The organism is Paenibacillus assamensis DSM 18201, assembly GCF_000422445.1.
Classification (GTDB): domain Bacteria; phylum Bacillota; class Bacilli; order Paenibacillales; family Paenibacillaceae; genus Paenibacillus_B; species Paenibacillus_B assamensis.
The window spans coordinates 389,226-413,430 of record NZ_AULU01000003.1; the positions used below are offsets into that span (position 1 = coordinate 389,226).

Here is a 24,205-nt window from a genome sequence, read left to right on the forward strand (position 1 = left end):
ACGGACAGTCGGCAGTTACTATGTATAACGTGTATAAGGCACTATCAAAAGCCAACTATGAAAAGTTGTGCTCTATAATAGTGCCTCAACGTTCACCTAAAACTGAGATTACCTAAGCTGGCTTTCGCATAACTAATTGTTCACCAACGATCATTCATGCACGACAGTCAATATGCCGCATTCCCGATACGCATAAATCCTTAACGCGAACGAATTTCCTGACGCATAAACATCATGTACGCTGCCATAAAGCAAACCAACACAGCAGCGATCAAGCCCGTTAGCTGCGGCCAAACGAGCAGCAAGCTTTGTCCGACGGATAGCGGGCTAGGCAGCGCGCCATATGTCTGCTCGGGTGGAACAAATAAGCTCAACGTGCGAATTTCCGGCATAAGCAAGGTCATCGTTGCTTCGTTGAACAAATGGCCGGGTGATAGACGAAGCAAAAATTGAACCGTCTGCTGATAGCTGACCAATTGATCCATATGCGTCGGATTGACAGGCGCAATCCCTTTTGCGATCATCTCGATAATCATCGTATAGAACACGCTGAAGAAGATCCAGAGCGCAATACATGACAATGCCGACGTAGCGGGCTGACGAAAGCGTACCGAAAACGCAATCGATAAATTCAGCCAGAAGGCAATATAAACGACGCTCAACATCAAGAAAAAGATCATGCGCAAAAACTCATCAAACGTCGGCGGAATACCAAGCGTCAGCAACCCTAGTCCCATAATAAGCAGACCAAGTGCAAAGAATAAAAGTCCAATGACACTGATTCCCGCTACAAACTTGGCATTAATGACATAATCACGATGAATCGGCTGTGCCATCATACGCGACAACGTCCCTTTATTCCGCTCTGAGTTAACCGCATCGAAGCCAAGCGCAATCCCGATCAAAGGCCCCAAAAAGCTGACAAAGGTGATGAAGGATGGAATCGTTCCATCCGATACCGTAAATAAACGCAGAAACAGAAACGAATCTACCGCCTCACCTGTTGGAACCGCCGTTTTGATGCTCGTAATCGCCGTATAGAGCGATGCTCCGCACGTCAGCAGCATTAAAGCAAGCAAGATGACATAACGCCAACTCAGCATAATATCCGACATTTCTTTACGAACGATAATCCAAAATGGATGGGGCGCTTTTCTCGATGCAGCAGACGCAGCATATGTGACATGTGCGGTAGATGTAGCGGATACCGTGACCCCCGCGTCGTCTTGTCCACCGCCAGAGAATACTTGTGCTGTTTTACGGAGTATCCTGCTTACTTTCTCCTGCATTCGGCTCTCCCCCCTCAAAATAACGATGATAAATTTCATCCAAGCCATATTGTTTGATTTGCAAATGGAACAAAGAACAACCAGACTCGATTAGGATGCGTGACAACGCCGAAGAGATATCTTCCTTGCATCCAATTTGCAGCAGTCCGTCCTGCTCTTCTACCCTGACAACCCCTGGCAGCTTCCGCAATTCGGCGATAAGTTCGCTATTGATCGGCTTTACGCCAACTTCTAACGTAAGAGCTTCCTCTAGGAATAATCCTTTTGCCAACGACGGTACATCCCCTTCAACAAGCAGCTCTCCTTTTACAAAAATGCCAACACGGTCGCAAATCTGCTGCACTTGATGCAAATGATGCGAAGACAGCAGTACCGTAATGCCTTCATCTCGACTTAACGCCTTAATTAACTGCAACAGCTCACGCACACCTTCTGGATCAAGACCAAGCGTAGGCTCATCCAAAATAATGACTTCTGGCTTCTTCAACAGCACTTCTGCTAAGCCAAGGCGCTGTCTCATCCCACGGGAATAGGTGCTCGCTTTCTTCCTAGCTGCATCAGACAAGCCTACGCGCTGTAACATAGCGTCTACACGCTGTCTCGCTTCTAATTCTGGAATCCGATTCAACCTTGCGGTATACATCAAGTTATCATAGCCTGTCATATCCTCGTAGAAGCCGATATCATCTGGTAAATACCCCACTCTTCGCTTTACCGCAATAGGCTGCCGTACCGAATCAAGGCCGCACACGCGAACCGTTCCTGAAGTGGGTTCCGTGAGTCCAAGCATCATTAAAATGGTCGTTGATTTACCCGCTCCATTCGGACCAAGCAAACCGTATATTTCGCCTTCTTGAATCGATAACGTCAATTGATTCACGGCTGTATGTTCATCGTACATTTTCGTCAAATCTTTGATCGAAATAATCGGTTGTCTCATATCCGGTACATCAAACTCCGCCTCCGACACATCCATAATTTGCAAGTTATCTGGCTGTTTCACGATTACCTCCTCCCGTATTTACGGAAAATATAAAACATGCCACCGATGACACCAGCAATAATAAGCACACCGATCCAGCCCCACAGCATCGACGTTTTCACCGTCATTCGAAACTGTACATCAGAAGAAGATTCTGGCGTTTTCGCATGTAGATCAAGCTGGTAGTCACCGGAGATCGACTTATTATTTGCTTTAACCGTAGCCGTTACATGTGCCGATTGTCCCGGTTCCAAACTAGCAATTTTGTCCTCATCAAAGGTAACCTCCCAATCTACAGGTGTCGTAGAGGAAAGTTCAATATCTTTCAATGCTGCCGTTCCTGTATTCGTGACTTGCATCTCCAACTTCTTTTCCTTGCCTGCTGTAATATCCGTGCTAAGCAAACCACTTGGTGTCGTCAATTTCAGCCCATACGTGCCTGTAATCACTGCTTCCAGTTCCGCATCTGCTGATGTTGAGTTCGTCGCCGCCTTTACAGGGATTTTGTAGCTGCCTTCCTTCACTTCTGCCGGAGGCTTAACCGATACGCTAATATCAGCAGTAGAGTTCGCGGCTACTTCTACAGAAGTTACACTTTGTCCACCGCTCAAAAAGGAGACTGTCCAACCGCGTGGCGCAGCACCAGACAAAGCGTATTGCTGATCATTCGCTGTTCTATTTTTCAACGTAAGTGTGTAGTCAAACGCAGAGTTCGCATCACCTTGCAAATTGGGCTGCTCCGTTGTCAGCTCTGTTTTGTACGTACCTTGCTCTGTAACGTTAATGCTCAAAGGTAAAGTAGAATGGCCCGCTGCCTTCAACGTTACGTTATAGGTACCTTTTTCTACGGCCAATGGTACATCAATTTGGAGATTCAAATTTTGCTCACTATCAGGTTTCACACCAATTTGCTTAATCGCCCAACCTCCAGAAGTTAGCTCTGCTTTCCATTCTTTCGGTACACCTTCTAGCGAGAGCGCTACATTTTGTACACTAGCCGTGTTGTTCATCACGTCTACAGAATACGAAATCGATTCACCTGGTGTAACCGAAATGTTCGTATACGGCGTATAGAGCGCAACCCCGCTGGCAGCATAGACACTGTAACCTCCTCCAACCAACGTTCCCATCATCAATGTCAGCATCACACTAAATGCGACCATCCACTTTTTTTGCATGCTAGAACCCTCTCCCATCATTGTTATCACTTCACCTACGCACGAGAAGGGCAATTGGATTTATTAAATATAGATAAAAATTCACTTAAAACAAGGTGAAATTCATGAAAAACCATACTTTTTATTAAAAATTAGATCTATATTGATATTCGAGACTTATAGAAGCCAGAGGTGAGAACAATAAAAAATAATGCCAATGCTCCTAGATTGCTGCATGAATTACATGAGGGGTCTATGATTGCATTCGAACAATTTTATGAGCAATACTCGTCTCTTGTTTTTCATATAGCACTTAAGATGATGAACGATAGAATGGAAGCAGAAGATATTTGCCACGATGTATTTCTTGAAGCATTTCGAAAGGCTGATCAATTCGATTCAAAGAGAGGCTCGTTGGAAGCATGGCTCGCTGTGAAGACGCGCAGCCGCTGCTTAGATCGGATGAGACGCCAAAAGAGAACGATATGCGAAGATGCATTAACAGATATGCCAACAGCAATCGAGGCAACGACTCCAGAGGAGCGCGTCATTCGACGTCTTGATGAGGAACAATTATACGAGGCTATCCAACAGATACCGAAAACACAAAGAGAGACACTGATCGGATTTTATTACGAATCACAAACCCAGCAGCAAATTGCCCAGAAGATGAATTACCCGCTAGGTACCGTTAAGTCGTTAATTCGCTACGGCATTCAAAATATACGCAAACACTGGAACGGCTATCCACTAGGCAACGCTTCTAAGGAGGGACGCAAACATGAATGAACATACTTGTACATGCACAGAACAAGAAATGATCGATTACATTCTCGGTCAATTGCCCGAAGATCGTTCGGCGCATTGTCACGCTCATATACAGATGTGCCCGTCATGCCAAGACCTGCATCAAGAATGGAAAGGCATATTACATGGGGCTCAAAAAGAACATACATCGCTTCCTCCAGTCCCTGAACGTTTGCATACTAGATTGAAGTGGAAATATTGGCTGTACAAAAAAATGCCTGTGTTGTTGCGTCAGCATCGATTCAAGATGATGTCCGCAATGGGAGCTGCTGCGCTGCTATTGTTTATATCGATTGGCTGGACACAATCGCAGTCTCCTCCTGAACATAGGCCATTGTCCGTTATGACTGGCAACCAGTTAGCAAAGGAAGACGTAAAGGTGTGTGAGGTGCCCTCTGGTAGGTCCATCCCGGTTAAACATCAATCTGGCAGATGGTTGAACCGCGAATGGCCGGATGTCTCTATATTGCTGCAGCAATATGACGGCGCATCTGTAGTCAAGCTGCGCACCATTCGAGCAGACAGCCAGACTGTTCAATATTTAGAGAACTGTTCGTCATATCCATCCAACTTCGGCCCACGTATTATAGGTGGCGATAACGCAGGGATCATTAAGTACGCTCCAAATTCATTAAATCGTGTAATAAGAGGCGAATAGAAGGTGCTTGAAACTAGGTTGGTGTACTAGACTTTGCGCTGAGACAGTGCGCTTAGAGAATGTGCTTAGAGAGTGTGCTAGACCGTGTATTAGATAGCACATCGAGAGCACTACTGGGTCACTGAACACAGCAGTCGAATGCAGCGGTTATATTCAACCCGGCTGCGCGAACTGCAATCGCCCGCGGCATTTTCAAGCGGAGTTTCGTTCTCATTTAAAATGCCTGCAAAAATGCATCTTTTGTGCTCCAAATCTACGAAACAATCAGGAATTGTTGCAATTATGCAGGCATTCTCACCGAATGTCCCCTTACTGGGACATAATGCACGAATAAAGATGTACTTTTGCAGCTTTTTGGTATTTGCTATCTTGGTACATGCTTTCTTGATATTTAGCCATCTGGGTACCTTACTATTCTGCTATTTACTATTCTGCTATTTACTATTCTGCTATTCTGCTATTCTGCTATTCTGCTATTCTGCTATTCTGCTATTCTGCTATCAAAATTTACCATTCAAGGCTTTTCACATCAATTGGAAGCCACAATATTTCTGATTACTAGCCAATCTGATTGCCAATCCTGATTACGATAAATATATTGAATAGGGAGAATACAATGGGCAAAAAGGTCGAGTTAGGGACAAGCCTGTCCCTAACTCGACCTTCATATTCACCTTTACAAAGAGACTGCCTCAAACTCATATTTCCTAGTAATTTCCCAACAAAATAACTAACAATTTAAGTAGTAATCAGCTAGCAATCAAGTAGCAGCCAACATAACATTCCTTTGTAATCACTCCAAGCCTACTTAGCTGGCTTATTTCTGCGCCTTAATCCACTTCGCTACATCTTCTGCTACTTCAAGCGGCACATTACCTGGAATCGCATACTCTGCTCCCGTAGATGGCTGCTCGCTTGGAATAAAGAAATGGTTTAGCTTCGGATACAATTTGTACTCGACATTGCTGCGGTGCGTCAGTTCCTTCTTCCACACATCTAAATGTGACTTATCCACTTGAACATCGTTGTCCCCTTGAATGACAAAGAGCGGGATCGTTTGTTTCTTCGCTGCTTCTGCCGCATAATTGTTGCGGAAATCCATCCACCATTTCCCCATCGGGAAATTCGGCGGCAAATTGTCCACACTGTACTTCTCATCTTTAATAACTTTCAAGTACTCCTTAAATCCTGCAACTCCCCCTTCCAATTGTGAAATAACTTCTTGCGGAAGCTTGCCATCCTTAGCACGTTTCACTTGAGCTTCTAGTTGCACCAAGATTAAGTCTTCAAGTGGACCAGCAGGTCCTGCCGCAACAATAGCACCACGAATCGTTTTGTCTTTATCGTTGTCCAAAATACGCGGTACAAGCATACCACCTTGGCTATGTCCGAGCACATATACATTCGCTTTATCAATGCGCTTATCTTGCGCAGCCCAATTCGCTGCATAGACTGCATCAGCTACCGTTTCATGCATGACCGTAAAGTCTGCTGCACCTGCAGTTTGATTCGGGTATTCACGAGTCCGCTTCTCATAGCGCACCGTAGCTACACCTTGCTGCGCAAGTCCAACTGACAGATCACGTAATATTTTACTAGCCCCATGCGACTCGTCTCTATCATGCTGACCAGAACCGTGCACGAGCACGACAACCGGCACTGTTCCTTTTACATCTGTCGGCAAAGTCAACGTTCCAGGAAGTTTAAATCCATCCTCACCGAATACGATAGACTCTTCTTTATAGCTGTCTGCCTTATCATAGGCAGGCTTCTGATAACCTGCTGCTGGCATGTAAATGGGGAATACCTCATTGATAAGCCCTTCTGCTGTATAACGAAGCTCCACTTGGAGTGGAATCCCCTTATCTGTCTTAAATGTAGCCGTCACTGTATGATGAACACCATTATGCTGCTGTGTTGCAGAAACAAATTGAACTGGCTGACCCATTGTAGGAACAAGCTGCATCACAGTCATTGAAAATGGGTAGTGTTTCGTCGCTTTCTTCAACGCCTCCGTCAAATATGGCTGCAAAGCAGCCTCAGCTTGAGGATTCGCTACCGTTTGTCCCCATGTCACGACGAATTGAGAAGCTCTCGTCTTCCAATCCGCAGCATCGACGACCACTTTATTATCTTTCCACTCTGCATTAACGTTAAGGGCTTGCTTGAAGCTTTCCCACGGAACGGTCATGTTCTTTTGCTCCGTCAGGCCAGGCTTAGCACTGAGCTTCAGCTCGGTACCATTTACATCCGAAACAGCATTGTTCAAACGTACGGTCCATACGACATCACCGTAGCTGACTTTTGCAGCGTGAGCAGCCTTGTCCCATTTCACAACAGCCCCAATCGATAAAGCCGCTTGACGTAGCGGGACTTGACCTGTATTAACGTGGTCTTCTTGAACCGTTTGAGACTCTTTTGCAGGCACGGTTTCTTGTGCTGCTAGAGCAACTGGCGCCATCGTACCGAACAACATACACGCTGCCAGCATCCATTTCCAAGCTGATTTCTTCATAGCCATCTTCCCCTCTTGTTTTCTATGATGTTTGTCTAGTAGCCATCTCCATGTTTTTTCTAGTATATGACATGGATAATTTTGATAGTAGCACATTTTCCAAATACTATTAAGCAAAAAATTGTAAACGAAGCGCAATGTATGTACACACATACTCACATGTGCATCTCTTACTACTCCGCACTCCTTCATACTAGTATGGAAACTATCAATATTTAACAAGGCAACGATCACGAAACGAGGTAGCTGTGAAAGGAACAAACTCTCGTCTAACTGAAACCAATGGTTCCGTGAGGACCTTGTTGAAGAATGCGCATCATCAACGTGGCCACTTCTTTTGGACACAGCTTGCAGCTTTAACACGTATATACAAGTAAAAAAAATACGCGTCACTCCTCCCCGGGAGAGGGGGAGATGACGCGTCCAAACTATATTGAGGTTCAGGATGAATCCAAAGGGGATCAAGGGATGATTTGGGGTTACAAATCATCTATTCATGCTGTTCATTACATTTCAAACGAGGTAAGAGGAAACATTTATAATCAATGATGAGTCTCAATGACTAGCTATTACTTGTGATTCTCATCAATAATTTTGAAAATCTTCGTTGCATTATCAATGTTGTCAATCAAGCCTGCAAACTGCTCTTTGCCTGGTCCATAAGCGATCAGAGGCACATCTTCACCTGTATGTCCGCCCGTCGTCCAGCCGGAGAACGTACGCTTATCGAAAATTTTCTCAATCGCATTATCGATCTCAGCTACATTCTTCGTTTCAGCAGCCTTTTTCACACTATCCATTTCTTCAGGCTTCAATTCCAAGTCAATATACGCCTTCAAGGTTTGCTCAACATCCGCACCACCAGCAATTTTCGCTGCCATATAGTCAGGTGTGCGCTTCGCTGCCTTAATTGGCGCTACATCAAAGGAATATTCGCCGTCCGTTCCGAGCGAGAATCCACCTGTTGAATGATCCGCAGTTAATACAACCAGCGTCTCGCCATCTTTCTCAGCAAACTCTAGTACTGCTTGCAGCGATTGCTCGAAGTCTTCCATTTCACTCATTGCTGCTACTACATCGTTATCGTGACCAGCCCAGTCAATTTGGCTGCCCTCTACCATGAGGAAGAAGCCTTCTTCATTTTTATCGAGACGCTTAATCGCGGACTCCGTCATATCTTTCAAGGAAGGTGTCTCACTGCTGCGGTCAATCATTTTATCCAATCCGCCATCTGCAAACAATCCGAGCACCTGCTCGCTATCGTCCTTCAACAACTGCTCACGATTCGTCACATAGCTGTAGCCATCTTCTTGGAATTCCTTCGTCAAATCACGGTCTTTACGAGCAAAGTTCGATTTGCCGCCGCCAAGCATGACATCAATTTTGTGTTTGCCGTATACCCACTCATCAAAGTAGTCGTCAGCAATTTGGTCCATGTTTTTACGAGAATCCTCGTGCGCACCAAAAGCAGCTGGCGTTGCATGTGTTACCTCAGATGTAGCGACCAATCCAGTGGACATGCCTTTTCCTTTTGCATGCTCAAGAACCGTTTTGACACGCGAATGGTCATTATCAACCGCAATCGCATTATTATATGTTTTGACACCTGCTGACATCGCTGTTGCAGCGGAAGCAGAGTCTGTAATATTTTCTTTTGGATCTTCAGGGTACGTCATTTGGCTTCCAATTAAATGCTGATCAAATAACGTTTTCTCCATAAGAGGAGTATCCGGGTTGTCTTTCATATAGCGATGAGCAGCTGTATAGCTGTAACCCATACCATCCCCAATCATGAAAATTACATTTTTAATTTTTTTGGATTCTGGCTTGCTCTCTGCTGCTATAGCATGTCGCTCTGCAAGTCCCCATGCTCCCCCAATAATACCGAAAGCCATCACGGATGCGAGTGCACATAGAAGTAGTTTCTTCGGTTTAAGCTTTATCATTACGCCGAATCCTCCTCAAGGATACTAGACTCGGGAGATGTCCCCCGTCACAACCTTATCTTAATAGAGCTATGTTAGCGGACAATATCATTAGCGTAAAATCGATGTAAATTATTTTGTAAATTGTAAATTAACAATCAAGTTCAGTACCAACTGTTCGAATACTGTAAAAACCATCAGCACGCGTTTGCTTTCCCAAAACGATGTAACATGATAGTGTGAGTAGGCAGCTAGTGTACAAAGTTTACGAAATGGAAATTCGGAACAGAAACAGTCATCCTTTTCATGTTCACCATCCTATTCATGAGGAGAAGCTATGAAACTTGAACGCTTATTATCAATCCTTATCGTCTTATTAAACCGCCGTCAAGTAATGGCGAAAGAACTCGCAGACCAATTCGAAGTATCGATTCGAACGATATACCGTGACATTGAAACATTAAATATGGCAGGCATTCCAATTATGACCCAGCAAGGGGCCAATGGCGGCATTCGCATTATGGACGGGTACAAGCTGGAACGCAATGTACTTACGTATGATGAGCTTGCTTCCATTCTTACCGCACTGCAAAGCTTATCCACTGCCCATACGTTGAATCAGCAGCCGATGCTGGCAGAGAAGCTGCAAATGCTCGTCCCTGAAGCTCAAGGTGAATCACTGGCTATGCACTTGCAGCGATTTCGAATTGATCTATCAACTTGGGGCAAATATCCGTTTCTCGAACATCATCTCTCGCTATTGAAGCAGGCTGTCGAAGAAGACCTCGTCATTCAATTTCAATATGTAGATGCCAATGGGTCAGTTACGCAGCGCAATGTACATGCCTATACGTTGTTGTTAAAAAGCCAACAATGGTATTTGTACGCCTACTGCACGACACGCAGTGACTTCCGCTTGTTCAAGCTGTTTCGCATGAAAAATATCCAGCTGCTTGAGCGGCAGTTTGACCGCAATGCGTTTACTGACGAGGCTGACACGGATGCTGCTTTGAATTGGCTATCCTTATCTCAACCGTGGAACAATTGGACGGCACCAGAGAACACGACGGAAATCGTTCTGTCCTTCGAGGAGTCCGCCAAGTCGATGGCCGAAGAACGATTTGGTGTAGAAGCGCTAGTTCCGCAGTCGAATGGCACGTATCAGGTCACTGCTGCTTTCCCACAGGATCGCTGGCTTGAAAGCTTTATACTTGGCTATGGACCTTATGTTGAAGTCGTCTCTCCACCTCATTTGCGAGATCGGATTAAAGCATTAATCGAAAAAATGGCTGCTAAATATCGAGTTTAGCTGCTCCATCAATCTTTCTTTTACGAACCTGACAGACTGTTGTCAGGTTCGTTTTTTTATACTAAAGCTGTACCCGGGATAAGCGAATGAGGCAAGACAACTAACTAACCTTCAATAATAAGGAGAGATATAGAATGACGACTCTATTTTGCCAAAGCTGCAGTATGCCGCTTGTAGAGGATAGCCAACTAGGAACTGATGTGAATGGAAGCCTAAGTCAAGACTACTGTAAATACTGTTATGAAAATGGTGCCTTCACGAACCCTACTTGCACGTTGGAGGAAATGATCGAGATTTGCGTGCCGCATGTGATGGAAAACGGCATGTCAGAGGAAGAAGCAAGACAGCTTATGAAAAATACACTGCCATTTTTAAAACGTTGGCGTACAGATAAAGACCAATTGCCATCATTCGAACCTGTTCGATATGAACGCTTAGATGTAATCCTACTCCAAAGTCTCATTACAACACGAACGAGCAATAAGCAAGAAATGTCTGGCAATGGTGAGATTCCACAAGCGTGGCAGCAAGTGATGTCGCTATCTCAATCGAGTAATGAACCTAGCGATGCATCCAGCAATGAGCAGCATGAATGCAAAGATACAACTGCTGGGACAAATTCAGGTACAGTTGCTGACGCAGAACCTGTGGCTTCGCAAACACAACAACCTTTATATGCCGTCTATCATCAGTACGAAAATGAAATTTGGGGCGATTACAATTTTACTATCGCTGTTCCTGCACAAGATGCGAGGGCAAAAGCTTCTGATGATGCGGTCACTTCCAATCATGCAAATGCTGACCAGACGCAAGCAGCCCTTACACTTCCCGAAGCGGAATATGCCGTGTTCCTAACTCGCTCTGGCCCTGTCATGGAAGTAGTAGCCGAAGCTTGGCATGGTATCTGGAAATGGCAATCCGAGACAGGGCGCAAGCGCAGCTACAGTGGCGACTTCGAATTGTACTGCGCAGATAAAGTCGTTAACGGTGTCGGAGAAGTTGAAATTTATATTGCCGTGGAACGAGCATAATCAGCTTTATATATAATCTTCGTATTACAAAGAAGACAGCTTCCCTTGTGTTAGAGCACCAGGAAGCTGTCTTTGCGCATTTATACTTTTATAGTAGCTTAAAAAGCGATTTCCACTATACCTTACACCATGCATGCTGTGCATAGCCATTATGATAATCCCTTCAACTAGGGTCAACAGCTAATGCCCTATGTACCAAGCGGCGCTCTTTTATTGCCACAACGAAGACAGGTTTGTACGACTTTATTATTACCGATAAATCCAACTCCAATGCTGACAGGCAGCGATAACAAAATAGAAATATACATAAGGACTTCGATAAGTTCTCTAAGCGACACTAAAAGTTCCATTATATAATAAGCAGCATTAATACCACTATCCATATATAAATTAGCAAAGAAAAGGATGCCGTGAGGAAGTTGTCTCACAATAATAAACGGAGCAAAAAGGAGTAACACAAGCGCCAGCCCCATCCATTTGAACTGATATCCTTTCTTCACTTGTTTAAACTGCTTCGATTTACATGTAAAACAGGGCATAACAAACTCATCATGATTTCCATCCCGTCTTGCATCAACTCCCTCAGCTGATCCTCTATTACCTTGTGAATAGCGATCTTCATTCGAATAGCCTCTGCCAGAACGTGATTGAGCAGCTCGTGATGACTGACCACTGCTACCCGAGCGATACGAATTATGGTTAGCTGATCTAGCACTCGATGGCGTTTGAGTATGACGGGTTGACCCTGAAGGATAACTTCCTTTTGTCTGTCTGCTGCTTGAACTTGTTGCATAGCCAGACGGCTGGTTCCGTCCCATAACTGATCGCCCAGATGAACTTGTACTACTTCTTGCCGAGCTCGCTGTTCTTGCAGTCGAACTCGAACTTGTCGCCCCTGTTGAGCGAGATGATGACTGTGATCGTGATCTTGTCGTTGTTGAAGATCCCGGTGTACGCTGCATCTGTTGGAACCCCTTCCACTATCTATATATGTACATACATATCTATATATATTTAGTATTCGACAAGAATCACCAATCACCCTCCTAATATATCCCTTTTGTTTCATTTCCTCATCACTCAATAATTTTTCAAGTGAATAGATCCCTTTATTGATACTCAAATATAGCAAAGAGCGCATCCTCGAAAGGATGCGCTCAACAGGAAACGGGGCTATTAATTGGGATCGGAAAGTCCGTAATTCGTAAGCGCGTATAATCGTGTAGTCGTTCAGCTGTAATCTGTTATCGACTTACGCTCAGGTTTATGGTTGGGTGCATCTGAGGCCGCCAGATGCTGCGGTTGCCCACACTTTCCTGCATGCTGGTTCTCACCAGCTTCCAGCAGGCGACTAACGTTTTCACCTCGGTGTCTCACCTGTTGGAAGCTAGGGAGAACGGGAAGTTCACCGTCAATCCCTTTTACGCATATGCAGCATGCTGTGGCAATCAATTAAGCCATATACTTGGAAGCATCGAATGCAATCATATTCGTATGATTCGCGCGCTCAATCAAGGCAGACAGCTTTGTCACTTCACGTGTCCGTTTCTGTGTAAGCTGATGATACGTTTCCGGCTCATACAACGCATATTGATACAATGCTGCTGCTTCACCAGTTCCGCCACCACGAAGACGTTCCCGCTTCTTCTGCTGCCCCAAATAGTGATAAGCATTCATCTCTTGGCGAGTCTGCTTCGCCCATTCAATCGCTTCGAGAATCGTAATCTCGCCACCATCCCATGCAATGGTGTTCGCTAAATTAGCTTGAGCAATCATGACATCAAGCTTGCGATAGTCCCTTTGTACGCCATCTAGCTCAGCCGTAATAACATCAACACTGCGAGCCGGATACTCTGGCGTCTCATTTTTATCAACGTAAACCGTAGTATTATTACCGCGTTCAGAGCGCAGCTCGTCAATCTTGCGTGAAATGGCTGCCCGTACACTCAAAGCTTCTGCAATCGTAAGTTCATGACTCATAACTTATATGCAACCCCCTTCTTAATTATGGAAGTTTTGTATGTATTGCTTGTTCATACGCTCATATTTAAAGGAAGTTGTGCTATTCTATGAAAATTACCAACAAGTATGTTAAACGTAGAACTTCATATGATGCTTCTCTTTTTTGTAAAAGTCTAACCTATCTTGCAAACAGCCCGTATGCAGTTCAAATTTATGACCGTCCAAATCTGTAAAATAGATGGATCGCCTATCCTCAATATCTCGTGCTCTACCAGAGAGAATATTCACGTTCAGCCGTTTCAACTTCTCCTGCCATGTTGCAAAATCCTGTTCCTCTATCGTAAAAGCCATATGCGTATAGGATTCATGAATCTCGTTCCGTGGTATATCCCGCTCTTCATTTAAAGCAATCCATAGTCCATTGAGATCGAAATAAGCAAGCTTGCGGCCTACGACTAACAACTTCGCATCAAATACTTGCTCATAGAAGGCCACAGACTGCTCCAAATTAGAAACAGAAAAACAAATATGATTCATAGGCCCCAATTTCATCATGATACCTCCTCAGCCCGGAACAGGATTTTCTTTGTAGTGACTGACATCTCCATGCAGCAAAATGCTTGGCTCATCACCTACAAATTTCACTTTGCATAGGCAAGCTGGATGAATATAAGGAAGGTCCCAAAGCTTGTTCATAGCTCTCCCTTCAAAATAAGCCATAAGCACCTTAACGACCACCGTATGTGTAACGATAACAATGGACTTCCCCCGATGCTCACTAACGATCTCATTCAGCTTGCGAACAGCGCGTTCAGATACTTGTTGAAACGTCTCGCTGTTGTCCACTTGGAATTGTGCGGGGTCCTTCCAAAAATAATCAAACTGCTCTGGATACCGCTCTTTCGCTTCCGTTTGAGAAATACCTTCCCAACTACCTAAGCCAATCTCTTTAAAATCATCCGTATCAATAATATCAATAGATCTTGATCCTCTTATAATCTCAGCTGTTCGATGCGCTCGCCCGCTAGAACTCGAATACATCTTATCAATGGCCTCATTTTCCATTGCCTCTCCTAACCATTCCGCTTGCCGCACACCAAATTCCGTCAAAGGAGAGTCTTGATGTCCTTGCAATCGATGCTCCACATTCCATTCCGTCTGTCCATGTCTGACGATATATACGGTAGTAATATGATTTGCCACGCTCAAAACCCCTCTCAAAGATGTATCTAGCTGCTGTTTCTACCTATCCAACTGCTCTTCTTGATGCACAGAATAGCTTCCCTATTTCCTATATAGAATCTTATCTATGAAATTAAAATTACTATACCATATTGCACCAATCACCCAAAATCGTCATACTAGCATTTATAAAATAAACTGCTGAAAGTAGTTTACCTCATCTTTTTTCACCTTCTACGAATTTTTACTTTCTCTACCATCACCAATAATAAAATAGAATTAGCAACTAGTACTTTCATAAAGGAGAGTTCCTCATGACACCAGAACACGTGGTTAGACAATTTTTTGAGCAAGTACGTTCAGGTAAACAACCTGATTTCGCAAATCAATTCATGGCAGAACAAGTAATCGCGCATCAAATTGAATCGGAAGAAGAACAAACCGTATTGCGAACACCCCAAGAGTACGCTGAACACGTCGTCGAGATGTTGGAAGCCTATGGTCAATTTTCAATAGAGATTCAAGAGTGTTTAGCAGCCGGGGATAAAATATATGTGCGCTGGAAACAAACAGGTACGCATATAGGAGAAGTGAATGGATACCAACCGACGGGGCTTCCAGTCATCCAACTGGCCAGTGCGGTATATCGAGTAGAAAATGAAAAAATTGCAGAGTACTGGATTCAAATTGATCGAGCGGGAATCCAGAAGCAATTAGAAGACAATAAAATAAGAACGGCAGTTAACTAAACAAAATATTAAATTTACATACCGATTATCAGTTTTAATATGTAAGTACCAGTAGTAATGCAGCAATGCAACTAAAGCTAGCCTGAACATACTGGTGCCAATCTACTTCGTTCCTCACTGAGCGAAAATAGGCTGGCACTTTTTTATAAAAAGATGAATTCTAGGACATTGTAATTGAAGCATCTAATGCCTTTAAAACCCACTACGTTCATGAAGTATCACACCATTTCTTCTAACGACTGCCACTGACGTTATTTTCGTGAAATCGTTCGTTTTTAATTTGTAACGGTTGCAGTGGAGCTTATTTTAGCAATAATCGCGAATAAGAGCGCTAAAACCAACAAATAAGCGCTCTCACGTTCGTTACATTTCAAAGTCGCCTCATTTTGACGAAATAGCCTCCATGGCAACCGTTAGCGTAAGCAGCCAGTAGCAGGCAGCATCGCTATACTGAACTCCCACAACATTTTTTGTGTTTTTTCCCACTTCCGCAAACACAAGGTTCATTTCGCCCGATTTTGAAAACATTAGCATGTTGTTTACTACCACTCGATGCTGCCACATCGTCTCTATTGCTCAACGCCCGAAGCTCAACAGGAGTATGCCCGCGATTGGACCATAATCGCGTATGATTATAAACATCCATCACGAGGCTTGCTACTTTTTTTACCTGATCATAATTTTTGAAGTCTATTCCTCTTCTTGTTATTTCATCTATTGCTTCTTGCATAGGGAGTTCCATCGAACACACAAGTTGTATATCATCTATTATGTAATCGGCGTTCTCTTCATTTTGACGGAGTTCCTTCTGAATGAAACGTTTAAGCCGAAGCAATTGGGGAGTTATTTCATAATAATCGGATGCAGCATACTGAACGAAAATTTCTTTCTCCGGCATATAGTACGGTTTGGCTTTAGACCTAACTAATAAGTCTTCTAATTCATGCATGGTAGCTTCTTCAAAATAATCACTAACGAAGTAATCATCATGCCAATAAAAGCTCTGCAGTCTTTGACTATGGAATGAATCCACCGTGCATAATTCCTGCTCCGTAATCTGATTCGCATGATGTGCATTAAATAGTTGAACAACTAGTTCAGGTTTACAGGCTCCGTACAAATTTACAGCTGACTTGATATATTTCAGTATTACTTGCTGATCTTCTCTACTCTTGAATAGATGATGCCAATCAAGCTTCTTTACTGCTTCTTTCGTTTCAAGTGGAATAAAGTACTCATACTGAGTATCATCATGCCAAATACAATTTACAATTCCCCTATCAATAAGAAATCTAAGCTTGAACGGCATAATTTTACACGGAATTTCCCTCTCCGCCTTCATGACATACTGGTAAAAGTCATACTCTTCTTCATCTAATAAGAGCATTGTTTCTTGCAATACATTCGGATCGTTAATAACTTTAACTAATGTGGATATAAGCTCTAGCTTCTTCATCTTGGATCGACCGGCTATTCCGTGAGCAACAGCCTTTTGCATCAGCATTTTTTTGTTGTGCTGCATAAGTACATGTCCAATTTGCAAGTTAGATACATGATCAAGTACATAATCATGATTTATTTCTCGCTGATATGCTGTAATGTCCATAACGCTACCTCACTTAGTCACCATAATCGGAATAGTATTGAGCTCAAACAACATCTGAACTCACTTTTCTTTTCATTACTATCTCATACAACGTTTACACGAAACAATGACAACGTCTAATTTAGACTGTAAAAAGTTAAGTGAAACCCAACATTTTATACACTATTCTCTCTATAATATCGAAATAGAAAAATGGCGACGCAGGAACAACTCCTACGTCGCCATTAATTCATGATGCCCCATGAACTAATTACACACTACCACACCACATCATATCAACGTTATCAACGTAAGCGTCAAACCCACCACCCACAAAGCCAGTTATACTCATGAGAAAATGAGATATGAATCCATTTTGGAAGGTACCCCATTACCAAAAACAAAAACGTGGGCTTGAACGGTAAACACCCATAGCCAACTACCAATTCAGTGGACTAACCATGTCTGCCTAGTGCCAAGCTCGAACTTGTTCATTCATTATTGTGCAAATGCCGTCTCAATAATAGTTATAATTGGGTTCTCTACGTCCTCGAATGAAAGTACATTCATATTTGCAGCGATTACATGGTTCCCGCCCTTACTACCGCCCGCATAAGAAGCCCATCCATCTATACTGCCTCCATGTCCCCAGATCGACTGTCCGTTCGGTAGCATTTGTTCCATAATACCAAGCCCATAATGTATACCATAGCCGGTATCTACTACTGTAAACATCTCTTCCAGTTGTGACCGATTCAACACCTTACCAGACAGCAGTGCTTGAAAAAAGGTATTCAAATTGTCTACAGTAGAGATCATATCCCCAGCGGCAAACACGAACGACGGATTGATCTCCGTCACATCATGAAACTGCCCCGCCTGATACATATACCCTCTCGCATGAGACCAAGGAATATAGCTTGTGTGGTCAGGCACATACGTCCTTGTTAGTTGTAAAGGTGTGAGAATGCGTTGCTGTACTTGGTCACCATAGGTTTCTCCAGTAACTTTTTCAATGACGAGCCCTGCAAGCACATAATTCGTATTTGAATAATTCCAACCCGTGCCTGGAGTGAAGTAAGGCGCATGCTTCAACCCTTCTTGTATCAACTTTTGCGGTGTAAATGACTGATACCTGTTTTGTGCGTATTTGTTTATAAATTCTAAATCGGTATAATTAGCAACACCACTCGTATGGTTCAATAATTGCCGAATTGTAATTTGACTACCGTCATATCCATTTCCTTGTACCACGCCCGGCAACCATTTTTCTACCGAATCATCCAAACTAAGTTTATTCTCGCCCGCCAGTTGCAACAATACAACGGCTGTAAATGTTTTTGTAATACTGCCAATTCGAAATGCATTTTCCACTTTAATCATCTGAGCATCATGCACGCTGGACTCACCGGCCGCATAAGCCTGTCGTTGTCCATTCTTCAACTCCACCGCAACAATACCTGGAATATGCGGCAAATTCGCACCGTTTTCAACGGCTTGTTTAACAGCAGCTCGTTGATTTTGTACAGATATAGAAGATTGTGATTGTACTGCGTTCGCATGGGCTTGTTCTTGAACTGGTAACACAATTGCTAAGGCCGCCGTTGCTGAGAGTGTGAGCAACAATCCTTTACGCCACCTTGATTTCGTCGCATATAAGTTGGTCAACTTCATCTTACTCCCCTCGATCCTTAAAAGTTTAGACTGAATCGACCACAGCTTCTGCTTGTTGTGAAATAGATATCGAACGTCATCCAACTCGCACGCTACCTGTACATAATGTTTAATGCCGCAGTTGATTTTCATCCAATAAGACGGGAGTCGTTAACACTCTCCTTCATATGCTCTATGTTGTGCCGCAATTAAGGAAATGTTATTTTGAGGGCTTCACTATATCAGGTCATATTTCTAGAAAACCATTTCGACGCAATAGACCAATAATAATTGCACCTCAGAATAATCTCACAAATTCTATTCTTCTAACGAGTGCCGCAGACGTTATTTTCGCGAAATCGGTTAATATTAATTTGTAATGGTTGCAGTGGAGCTTATTTTAGCAATAACCGCGAATAAGAGCGCTAAAACCAACAAATAAGCTCTCTCACGTTCGTTACATTTCAAAATCACCTCATTTTGATAAAATAGCCTCTGTGGCAACCGTTAGCTCAAGCAGTTAGTAGCAGAAGCAAACAGCAGCGCTATACTGAATTCCCGCAACATTTTTTGTACTTTATCCAGCTTCCACAAAAACAAGATTCATTTCGCGCATTCTACAATGACAGCATCTACATAACAGTATAAAAAGTTAAATACAGCCCCACATTGCATGCACTATTCGACTTCATTTATACAAATATACAAATAGAAAAATGGCGACGAAGGAACAACTCCTACATCGCCATTTTTTCATGATGCCCCATGAATTCATTTCACTACCATATCACGTCATATTAACCTACATTGCATCCATTATCATTCCGTCCAACACTTCATCCACTGATACTCTATGCTATATATAAACTTGCATCACTAGCCACTACCGAGCGCCTTGCAGCTCATAGTTATTCGCATGCCATTCCTTCACCATCTGATTGAGCAGAAATTGATCCTGATTACTCAAGCCGTACTGATTGTCATGCACCAAGTACTGTTGAATATTCCGTCGCAAAATTTCATTCCGTCTGTCCATCATTTCGATCTGTTCTGTCGTTTGTATCACCAAATCACTCCAATTAACAAGGATTTCCTGTTAAGGATAGGTCCAGTTTACAGGAAATCCTCCCCAATTGAAAATTGGATGTGAAAGGATTACTTCCCATTTGCAAGAGTGAGCAGGGCTGAGCCTGCCTCAGCAGGTCGAGATATACAATTACGCACAGATCCTCACGAATCCTGACGATAACGACAAAATAGTCTAGTCCAAATGCTCATGCAGCTTCGAGAAAATAGCAACGATCTCGTCCAATTTCATCCGTACAAGTCCACTAGATGATGGTGCAACGAACTCCCGGATCCCTTCTACAACAGGTGTTTCCTGAAACCCCCACTGTATGTCATGACGGGCACTATATTTTTCATACACACCTTTGCCAACAAAGCATACGATCTTTGGACGGTATGTACGAATCTTGTCTCGCAAAATAATTCGGCCTTCTGCGTATTCCTCAGCTGTAATATCTGCTGCTGCCAACGTTGGTCGTGCAACGATATTAGTAAATCCATATCCTAGCTCCAGCAAGTCCTGATCTTCATCAGGGCGATAACGCCGTGGCGTTAAACCTGCCTCATGGATGATCGTATAGAAACGATTACGGGGATTCGCATAGTGGTGTCCTGTCTCTCCTGAGCGTAAGCTCGGATTAAAACCGACGAACAACAGCTTGAGACCTGGCTGGAGATGATCATTGATGGCTGCTAACATTGTTGTTTCCTCCTATCCAGTACACCCTACTAGCTAACGGGACCAAGCAGCCCAAGCTCATAGCCTTTTGCAACAGCACTGCCGCGGGATTTAACCCCAAGCTTCTGATTAATCGAAATAATATGATGCTCAACCGTTCTCATACTAATCGCCAATTCATAAGCGACCTGCCTGTTATTTTTTTCTTCCGCGATGCGTCTAAGCACTTCTCGTTCAATAGCAGACAATTGTTCCTGCTTCAAAGGATTGGTCGGACGGCTAGGAGATAACAGGTTGCAGCCTCCAGCAACTTGTCTAATCGTATAAAGAATTTCTTCATAGGGGGATTGCTTAGAGATATAGGCATTGATACCAATTTGAAAAGCTTTCTGAATGAGTACGTTATACATGTAGCCTGAAAGCATGACGATCTTCATGGAAAAGGATTCAAGCTCCTTTAACTTAGAGGATAATTCGAAACCGGTCATATGAGGCAGCGAAGCATCTATAACGATTACATCAGCTTGGAGTTGGGGCGTATCTTCCAGCAAGAGCAATGGATCTGTATAGCTTGCTACGACTTCTATATCCGGTTCTAGTTGCAGCCGATTATGAATCCCCTCAAGGACTAGAGGGTGATCATCCAATAAAATAACTCTTATGGATTCATTCATGAATAATTCCCTACTTTCGAATTAGTTACATTATGTATGAATTACAGGCGGTTAGTAAGCAACAAATATCGAGAATAATGCTTCTTATTCATGTCTTTATGTTCATGGTATATTCGAACTCGCATGAATGGAGGGTAAAACGAATACTAGCTTGGAGATTGCTAATGGGGAGATAACAAAACAAACACTTCTAAAGAGTATAATATACACAGCTATCATTGTAAATTATTTCATCAACAAATTCGTATTCCTTAAAAAGTTATAGCGCTTATCTATAAGATGACACAAATGATGGAAAAACGCAAGATCAGCTTAGCTCTTATGCGCTGTTAATCACGCCACATATTTGTCAGCATAGGAACGGTCCATCAAACCTATGCTAAGACCACTTCTTGATTAGCGGTTTCGCCGCCCGCTGAACAGGAAGTAACGGGCTCATATCTATCGCTTCATCGTTAATAGTTGTCAAGCTTCAATTCGTAACACGTACTCAACTTGCTTCAAAAGTACCACCGCATCTCCATCATCAGATTAAGGGGGATTTCTTAATGTCCGTGCAGAAACGCCGTCGGGAAAATGCAGACAAAATCCGCAAGCAAACCCCACATCCACACGGTAAGATCAAATCTTTCCGTGAGCTGTTCGAACAGTAACGGTACAGACGCAAGCGACTTATCGCTTGCGTCCTCCCTTATACATGTGTAGTATAACCCAATTCAATCATCATCATGAAACAGAGCACGAAAACAGAAAACAACCGTAAACTTTGTAGCCATTAATGAGTGTCGCAAAAGTTATAATTTGAATCGAGATGCAGAATCCTGCAACGTTTCAGCAATCTTGGCGAGATGAGCAGCTGATGCAGCAATTTCCTCCATGGAGGCTGTTTGCTCTTCACTTGCTGCTGCTACCAAATCGAATTCTTCAACCGATTGTGCAATCAATTTACCCGTAGAATCAAATGAGGACAGCATCGTTGCATTTGTTGAACGCAATTGTCCGCTGCGATCTGCAATACTTTGCATATGGAATGCCATTTGTTCCAAAGAAGCGAATACTTCGTTAAGCTTATGTGTTACAGATATCGTTTGTTCATGACCTTCTTGTACAGAAGCAGCGCTCACCTGCATTGTTGCATATACGGTGTTGGAACGGTCCATAATCTTCGTAATTATATCCGTGATTTGGGAGCTTGCTTGAACCGTTTGTTCCGCAAGTTTGCGTATTTCACTAGCAACAACAGCAAATCCACGACCTTGCTCACCAGCATGAGCAGCTTCAATAGCTGCATTAAGCGCGAGGAGCTGTGTTTGCGATGCGATATTTTGAATAAACGCAACGATTCCCTGTACCTGCTGCGCTTCTTCGTTCAGCGCTTCACTTTCAGTGCTCGCTTGTACAGCATGTTTCTTCATATTTTCCATCTGCACGCCGACGTTGAATAATTGGTGCTGACCCTCAGATGCCAAGCGATTCACGCCTGATGTGGTCGCAGAAGATTGTTCCACCATCTGTACGATTTCCATAAGCTCCTGTCCAGCTTCCCTAGCTAGAACTTGCACTTCTTGCAAGCTTTCACTCGTCTCCTCCGTTTGAGAGGATACTTCTTGTAAGGATTCAGACACTTGTGTTATCGTACTCACATTTTGATCCGAATTTGCTGACAGCTCTTCAGACGCAGCTGAAACATTTTCAGAAGCCTCCATAATCTGCTTCATCATCTCGGATAGAGAATCGGACATCTCATTGAAATGGTTTTGCAATTGTCCAATTTCATCTGTGCGTGTGCTGTGCTCTGTACGAACCGTAAGATCACCCGCTGCAATACGTCCAGCAAGTCCTTGAATATGTCCAATTGGACGAATAACACTGCGTACAATGACTACAATATAGAACACCAACATCGCAAGTAGTAACACAACGAAAATGAATGCAATTTGATACAGGCCATATATCAACTCCTCCACTTCTGCTAGCGGAAGTACTGCTACGATATTTAGCCCCAGCAAGTTGCGTTTATCAAAGCTGACATACTCTTCTTGTCCATTTATCGTAATGTTCATATTGCCGTGATCGCTGGCTTTGAATGGAGCAAATTGAGCATCCGTAAGTTTGTCTCCAAATTTCATTTGTGGATGAACAAGCACATTGCTATCCTGATCCAGCAAACTTATGTATCCTGATTTACCTACCTTGTAGGACTTAATTAAATCGCTAAAATTATCGATCGACACGTCAATGCCGACTACACCCTCATTGGCTGCTAACGTTTTGGAGAAAGTTATGACGATTTTCCCAGTCACTTTATCTTGATAAGGCTTGGAAATAACTACTTGTCCTTTCGCCTTCATGGCATCCTGATACCAAGGCCGTGACTTTGGATCAAATCCTGCCTGCAACTGACCTGTGCTCTCATAGTATTCATTCTTATACGCAACGAACACCGCCAGCAGGTTGTTCATGTCATGCGACACATCACGAACTCGATTGTGCAAATATGTTGGGTCGGAACGATCTGGTGTAATGCTTTTAATCAATCCATCCAGCGTATGCGCGTAATTATCATAAGCTTGATTTAGCACCGTTGTAATCGTAGCCGTTGATTGCTCGACATCACCAAGCAGCGTATTTTCATTTTGATTAACCGCAAAATTTGTTATCGCAAACGTCATTGCCAATACAGGTATCATCACTAAAAGTATTAATCGTACCAGCGTTTTCTTGGCAAGTGAACGATAATAAGCCTTTCTCCACCTAATAAGCACGGCCTTACCTCCTCAATCATGCATGAAAATATCTAAATGTCCGTATACGATTTATCGGAGGAATATTTGAAAACTGAATAGGTAGAAAATTGTAATTGTTGGGATTAATATTTATAAATTATTAACAATTTTATTATCTTATATCTATCCAATCTAACATGTGTAAGTTGAGCAAGCTTATCTTTCTCCCCTAAGAAAACCGCGTTGTGATAGTG

At 43.2% G+C, this 24,205-nt stretch carries 22 protein-coding genes and 1 pseudogene; 7 read left to right on the forward strand and 16 right to left on the reverse strand.

From position 1 onward, the window contains the following. Positions 1 to 200: 200 nt before the first annotated feature. From H580_RS0101625 to H580_RS0101635, 3 genes are all read right to left on the reverse strand, one after another. Positions 201 to 1,289: an ABC transporter permease gene (locus H580_RS0101625; protein WP_084508815.1), complete on the reverse strand. Its 1,089-nt coding sequence runs from the start codon at positions 1,287 to 1,289 to the stop codon at positions 201 to 203. Next, positions 1,258 to 2,229: an ABC transporter ATP-binding protein gene (locus H580_RS0101630; RefSeq protein WP_028593245.1), complete on the reverse strand. Its 972-nt coding sequence runs from the start codon at positions 2,227 to 2,229 to the stop codon at positions 1,258 to 1,260. Before H580_RS0101630 ends, H580_RS0101625 begins: the two co-directional genes overlap by 32 nt. A gap of 65 nt (positions 2,230 to 2,294) precedes the next feature. Continuing rightward, positions 2,295 to 3,449, reverse strand: a complete 1,155-nt coding sequence (locus H580_RS0101635) for a COG1470 family protein (RefSeq protein ID WP_157282637.1) — start codon at positions 3,447 to 3,449, stop codon at positions 2,295 to 2,297. A gap of 234 nt (positions 3,450 to 3,683) precedes the next feature. Here H580_RS0101635 and H580_RS22960 point away from each other — a divergent pair, with 234 nt between their 5' ends. Together H580_RS22960 and H580_RS0101645 are read left to right on the forward strand one after the other, a co-directional pair. After that, a complete protein-coding gene (locus tag H580_RS22960; RefSeq protein WP_051217143.1) occupies positions 3,684 to 4,217 on the forward strand; it encodes an RNA polymerase sigma factor in 534 nt (177 codons plus the stop codon). After that, on the forward strand, positions 4,210 to 4,893 hold the full coding sequence (locus H580_RS0101645) for an anti-sigma factor family protein (protein ID WP_028593247.1): 684 nt from the start codon (positions 4,210 to 4,212) through the stop codon (positions 4,891 to 4,893). The genes H580_RS22960 and H580_RS0101645 overlap by 8 nt, the downstream gene beginning before the upstream one ends. Before the next feature lie 817 nt (positions 4,894 to 5,710). On the opposite strand, the gene H580_RS0101650 is transcribed toward H580_RS0101645, so the two are convergent. After that, complete coding sequence (locus H580_RS0101650) at positions 5,711 to 7,408, reverse strand: alpha/beta hydrolase family protein (protein ID WP_036604288.1); 1,698 nt, start codon at positions 7,406 to 7,408, stop codon at positions 5,711 to 5,713. Between the two features lie 414 nt (positions 7,409 to 7,822). Between H580_RS0101650 and H580_RS26770 the strand changes: the two genes are divergently transcribed. Further along, on the forward strand, positions 7,823 to 7,957 hold the full coding sequence (locus H580_RS26770; protein ID WP_281167942.1) for a hypothetical protein: 135 nt from the start codon (positions 7,823 to 7,825) through the stop codon (positions 7,955 to 7,957). Between the two features lie 20 nt (positions 7,958 to 7,977). On the opposite strand, the gene H580_RS0101660 is transcribed toward H580_RS26770, so the two are convergent. Beyond that, the gene (locus tag H580_RS0101660; RefSeq protein ID WP_028593249.1) at positions 7,978 to 9,354 is read right to left on the reverse strand and encodes an alkaline phosphatase; all 1,377 of its coding nucleotides are present in this window, start codon (positions 9,352 to 9,354) and stop codon (positions 7,978 to 7,980) included. A 316-nt stretch (positions 9,355 to 9,670) separates the two neighbouring features. Between H580_RS0101660 and H580_RS0101665 the strand changes: the two genes are divergently transcribed. Both H580_RS0101665 and H580_RS0101670 read left to right on the forward strand, forming a co-directional pair. Then, the gene (locus H580_RS0101665) at positions 9,671 to 10,642 is read left to right on the forward strand and encodes a helix-turn-helix transcriptional regulator (RefSeq protein WP_028593250.1); all 972 of its coding nucleotides are present in this window, start codon (positions 9,671 to 9,673) and stop codon (positions 10,640 to 10,642) included. A gap of 134 nt (positions 10,643 to 10,776) precedes the next feature. Continuing rightward, positions 10,777 to 11,673 carry a zinc ribbon domain-containing protein gene (locus tag H580_RS0101670; RefSeq protein WP_028593251.1) on the forward strand — a complete coding sequence of 299 codons (897 nt, stop codon included), beginning with the start codon at positions 10,777 to 10,779 and terminating at the stop codon, positions 11,671 to 11,673. A gap of 188 nt (positions 11,674 to 11,861) precedes the next feature. Here H580_RS0101670 and H580_RS26095 read toward each other — a convergent pair whose 3' ends face one another. From H580_RS26095 to H580_RS0101695, 4 genes are all read right to left on the reverse strand, one after another. Further along, on the reverse strand, positions 11,862 to 12,635 hold the full coding sequence (locus H580_RS26095; RefSeq protein WP_157282639.1) for a hypothetical protein: 774 nt from the start codon (positions 12,633 to 12,635) through the stop codon (positions 11,862 to 11,864). Between the two features lie 490 nt (positions 12,636 to 13,125). Next, on the reverse strand, positions 13,126 to 13,653 hold the full coding sequence (locus H580_RS0101685; RefSeq protein ID WP_028593254.1) for a hypothetical protein: 528 nt from the start codon (positions 13,651 to 13,653) through the stop codon (positions 13,126 to 13,128). Positions 13,654 to 13,764: 111 nt separating this feature from the next. Next, positions 13,765 to 14,187 carry a metallothiol transferase FosB gene (fosB, locus tag H580_RS0101690; protein WP_028593255.1) on the reverse strand — a complete coding sequence of 141 codons (423 nt, stop codon included), beginning with the start codon at positions 14,185 to 14,187 and terminating at the stop codon, positions 13,765 to 13,767. 12 nt (positions 14,188 to 14,199) lie between these two features. Beyond that, entirely contained in the window at positions 14,200 to 14,838 is a 639-nt protein-coding gene (locus H580_RS0101695; RefSeq protein WP_211224378.1) for a histidine phosphatase family protein, read from the reverse strand. Between the two features lie 293 nt (positions 14,839 to 15,131). Between H580_RS0101695 and H580_RS0101700 the strand changes: the two genes are divergently transcribed. Continuing rightward, entirely contained in the window at positions 15,132 to 15,566 is a 435-nt protein-coding gene (locus tag H580_RS0101700) for an ester cyclase (RefSeq protein WP_028593257.1), read from the forward strand. Between the two features lie 445 nt (positions 15,567 to 16,011). On the opposite strand, the gene H580_RS0101705 is transcribed toward H580_RS0101700, so the two are convergent. The 6 genes and pseudogenes from H580_RS0101705 to H580_RS0101725 form a co-directional block, all read right to left on the reverse strand. Then, positions 16,012 to 17,172, reverse strand: a complete 1,161-nt coding sequence (locus tag H580_RS0101705; protein ID WP_028593258.1) for a YecA family protein — start codon at positions 17,170 to 17,172, stop codon at positions 16,012 to 16,014. A 477-nt stretch (positions 17,173 to 17,649) separates the two neighbouring features. Further along, a complete protein-coding gene (locus H580_RS0101710; protein ID WP_028593259.1) occupies positions 17,650 to 18,825 on the reverse strand; it encodes a serine hydrolase domain-containing protein in 1,176 nt (391 codons plus the stop codon). Between the two features lie 524 nt (positions 18,826 to 19,349). After that, positions 19,350 to 19,415, reverse strand: a pseudogene (locus tag H580_RS26935) (SEC-C metal-binding domain-containing protein); the annotation flags it as partial. Between the two features lie 272 nt (positions 19,416 to 19,687). Then, positions 19,688 to 19,870 (reverse strand): hypothetical protein, encoded by a 183-nt coding sequence (locus H580_RS0101715; protein ID WP_036604292.1) that lies wholly within the window; start codon positions 19,868 to 19,870, stop codon positions 19,688 to 19,690. A 195-nt stretch (positions 19,871 to 20,065) separates the two neighbouring features. Further along, positions 20,066 to 20,572 carry a mismatch-specific DNA-glycosylase gene (locus tag H580_RS0101720; protein WP_028593261.1) on the reverse strand — a complete coding sequence of 169 codons (507 nt, stop codon included), beginning with the start codon at positions 20,570 to 20,572 and terminating at the stop codon, positions 20,066 to 20,068. 29 nt (positions 20,573 to 20,601) lie between these two features. Next, complete coding sequence (locus H580_RS0101725; RefSeq protein ID WP_028593262.1) at positions 20,602 to 21,225, reverse strand: response regulator transcription factor; 624 nt, start codon at positions 21,223 to 21,225, stop codon at positions 20,602 to 20,604. Positions 21,226 to 21,773: 548 nt separating this feature from the next. Between H580_RS0101725 and H580_RS26580 the strand changes: the two genes are divergently transcribed. After that, positions 21,774 to 21,878: a DUF6254 family protein gene (locus H580_RS26580; RefSeq protein ID WP_245583458.1), complete on the forward strand. Its 105-nt coding sequence runs from the start codon at positions 21,774 to 21,776 to the stop codon at positions 21,876 to 21,878. 141 nt (positions 21,879 to 22,019) lie between these two features. Here H580_RS26580 and H580_RS0101735 read toward each other — a convergent pair whose 3' ends face one another. Continuing rightward, on the reverse strand, positions 22,020 to 23,990 hold the full coding sequence (locus H580_RS0101735) for a methyl-accepting chemotaxis protein (protein ID WP_028593263.1): 1,971 nt from the start codon (positions 23,988 to 23,990) through the stop codon (positions 22,020 to 22,022). Positions 23,991 to 24,205: the final 215 nt, after the last annotated feature.

What these genes read in the sequence shown, in the direction of transcription:
- H580_RS26095 (WP_157282639.1), bottom strand. Translation starts at nt 12,635, where the DNA reads ATGCAGCGTACACCGGGATCTTCAACAACGACAAGATCACGATCACAG.
- H580_RS26770 (WP_281167942.1), top strand. Translation starts at nt 7,823, where the DNA reads ATGACGCGTCCAAACTATATTGAGGTTCAGGATGAATCCAAAGGGGAT.
- H580_RS0101660 (WP_028593249.1), bottom strand. Translation starts at nt 9,354, where the DNA reads ATGATAAAGCTTAAACCGAAGAAACTACTTCTATGTGCACTCGCATCC.
- H580_RS0101665 (WP_028593250.1), top strand. Translation starts at nt 9,671, where the DNA reads ATGAAACTTGAACGCTTATTATCAATCCTTATCGTCTTATTAAACCGC.
- H580_RS0101670 (WP_028593251.1), top strand. Translation starts at nt 10,777, where the DNA reads ATGACGACTCTATTTTGCCAAAGCTGCAGTATGCCGCTTGTAGAGGAT.
- H580_RS0101720 (WP_028593261.1), bottom strand. Translation starts at nt 20,572, where the DNA reads ATGTTAGCAGCCATCAATGATCATCTCCAGCCAGGTCTCAAGCTGTTG.
- H580_RS0101625 (WP_084508815.1), bottom strand. Translation starts at nt 1,289, where the DNA reads ATGCAGGAGAAAGTAAGCAGGATACTCCGTAAAACAGCACAAGTATTC.
- H580_RS22960 (WP_051217143.1), top strand. Translation starts at nt 3,684, where the DNA reads ATGATTGCATTCGAACAATTTTATGAGCAATACTCGTCTCTTGTTTTT.
- H580_RS0101650 (WP_036604288.1), bottom strand. Translation starts at nt 7,408, where the DNA reads ATGAAGAAATCAGCTTGGAAATGGATGCTGGCAGCGTGTATGTTGTTC.
- H580_RS26580 (WP_245583458.1), top strand. Translation starts at nt 21,774, where the DNA reads ATGTCCGTGCAGAAACGCCGTCGGGAAAATGCAGACAAAATCCGCAAG.
- H580_RS0101710 (WP_028593259.1), bottom strand. Translation starts at nt 18,825, where the DNA reads ATGAAGTTGACCAACTTATATGCGACGAAATCAAGGTGGCGTAAAGGA.
- H580_RS0101645 (WP_028593247.1), top strand. Translation starts at nt 4,210, where the DNA reads ATGAATGAACATACTTGTACATGCACAGAACAAGAAATGATCGATTAC.
- H580_RS0101700 (WP_028593257.1), top strand. Translation starts at nt 15,132, where the DNA reads ATGACACCAGAACACGTGGTTAGACAATTTTTTGAGCAAGTACGTTCA.
- H580_RS0101630 (WP_028593245.1), bottom strand. Translation starts at nt 2,229, where the DNA reads ATGAGACAACCGATTATTTCGATCAAAGATTTGACGAAAATGTACGAT.
- H580_RS0101685 (WP_028593254.1), bottom strand. Translation starts at nt 13,653, where the DNA reads ATGAGTCATGAACTTACGATTGCAGAAGCTTTGAGTGTACGGGCAGCC.
- fosB (WP_028593255.1), bottom strand. Translation starts at nt 14,187, where the DNA reads ATGAAATTGGGGCCTATGAATCATATTTGTTTTTCTGTTTCTAATTTG.
- H580_RS0101635 (WP_157282637.1), bottom strand. Translation starts at nt 3,449, where the DNA reads ATGCAAAAAAAGTGGATGGTCGCATTTAGTGTGATGCTGACATTGATG.
- H580_RS0101725 (WP_028593262.1), bottom strand. Translation starts at nt 21,225, where the DNA reads ATGAATGAATCCATAAGAGTTATTTTATTGGATGATCACCCTCTAGTC.
- H580_RS0101705 (WP_028593258.1), bottom strand. Translation starts at nt 17,172, where the DNA reads ATGGACATTACAGCATATCAGCGAGAAATAAATCATGATTATGTACTT.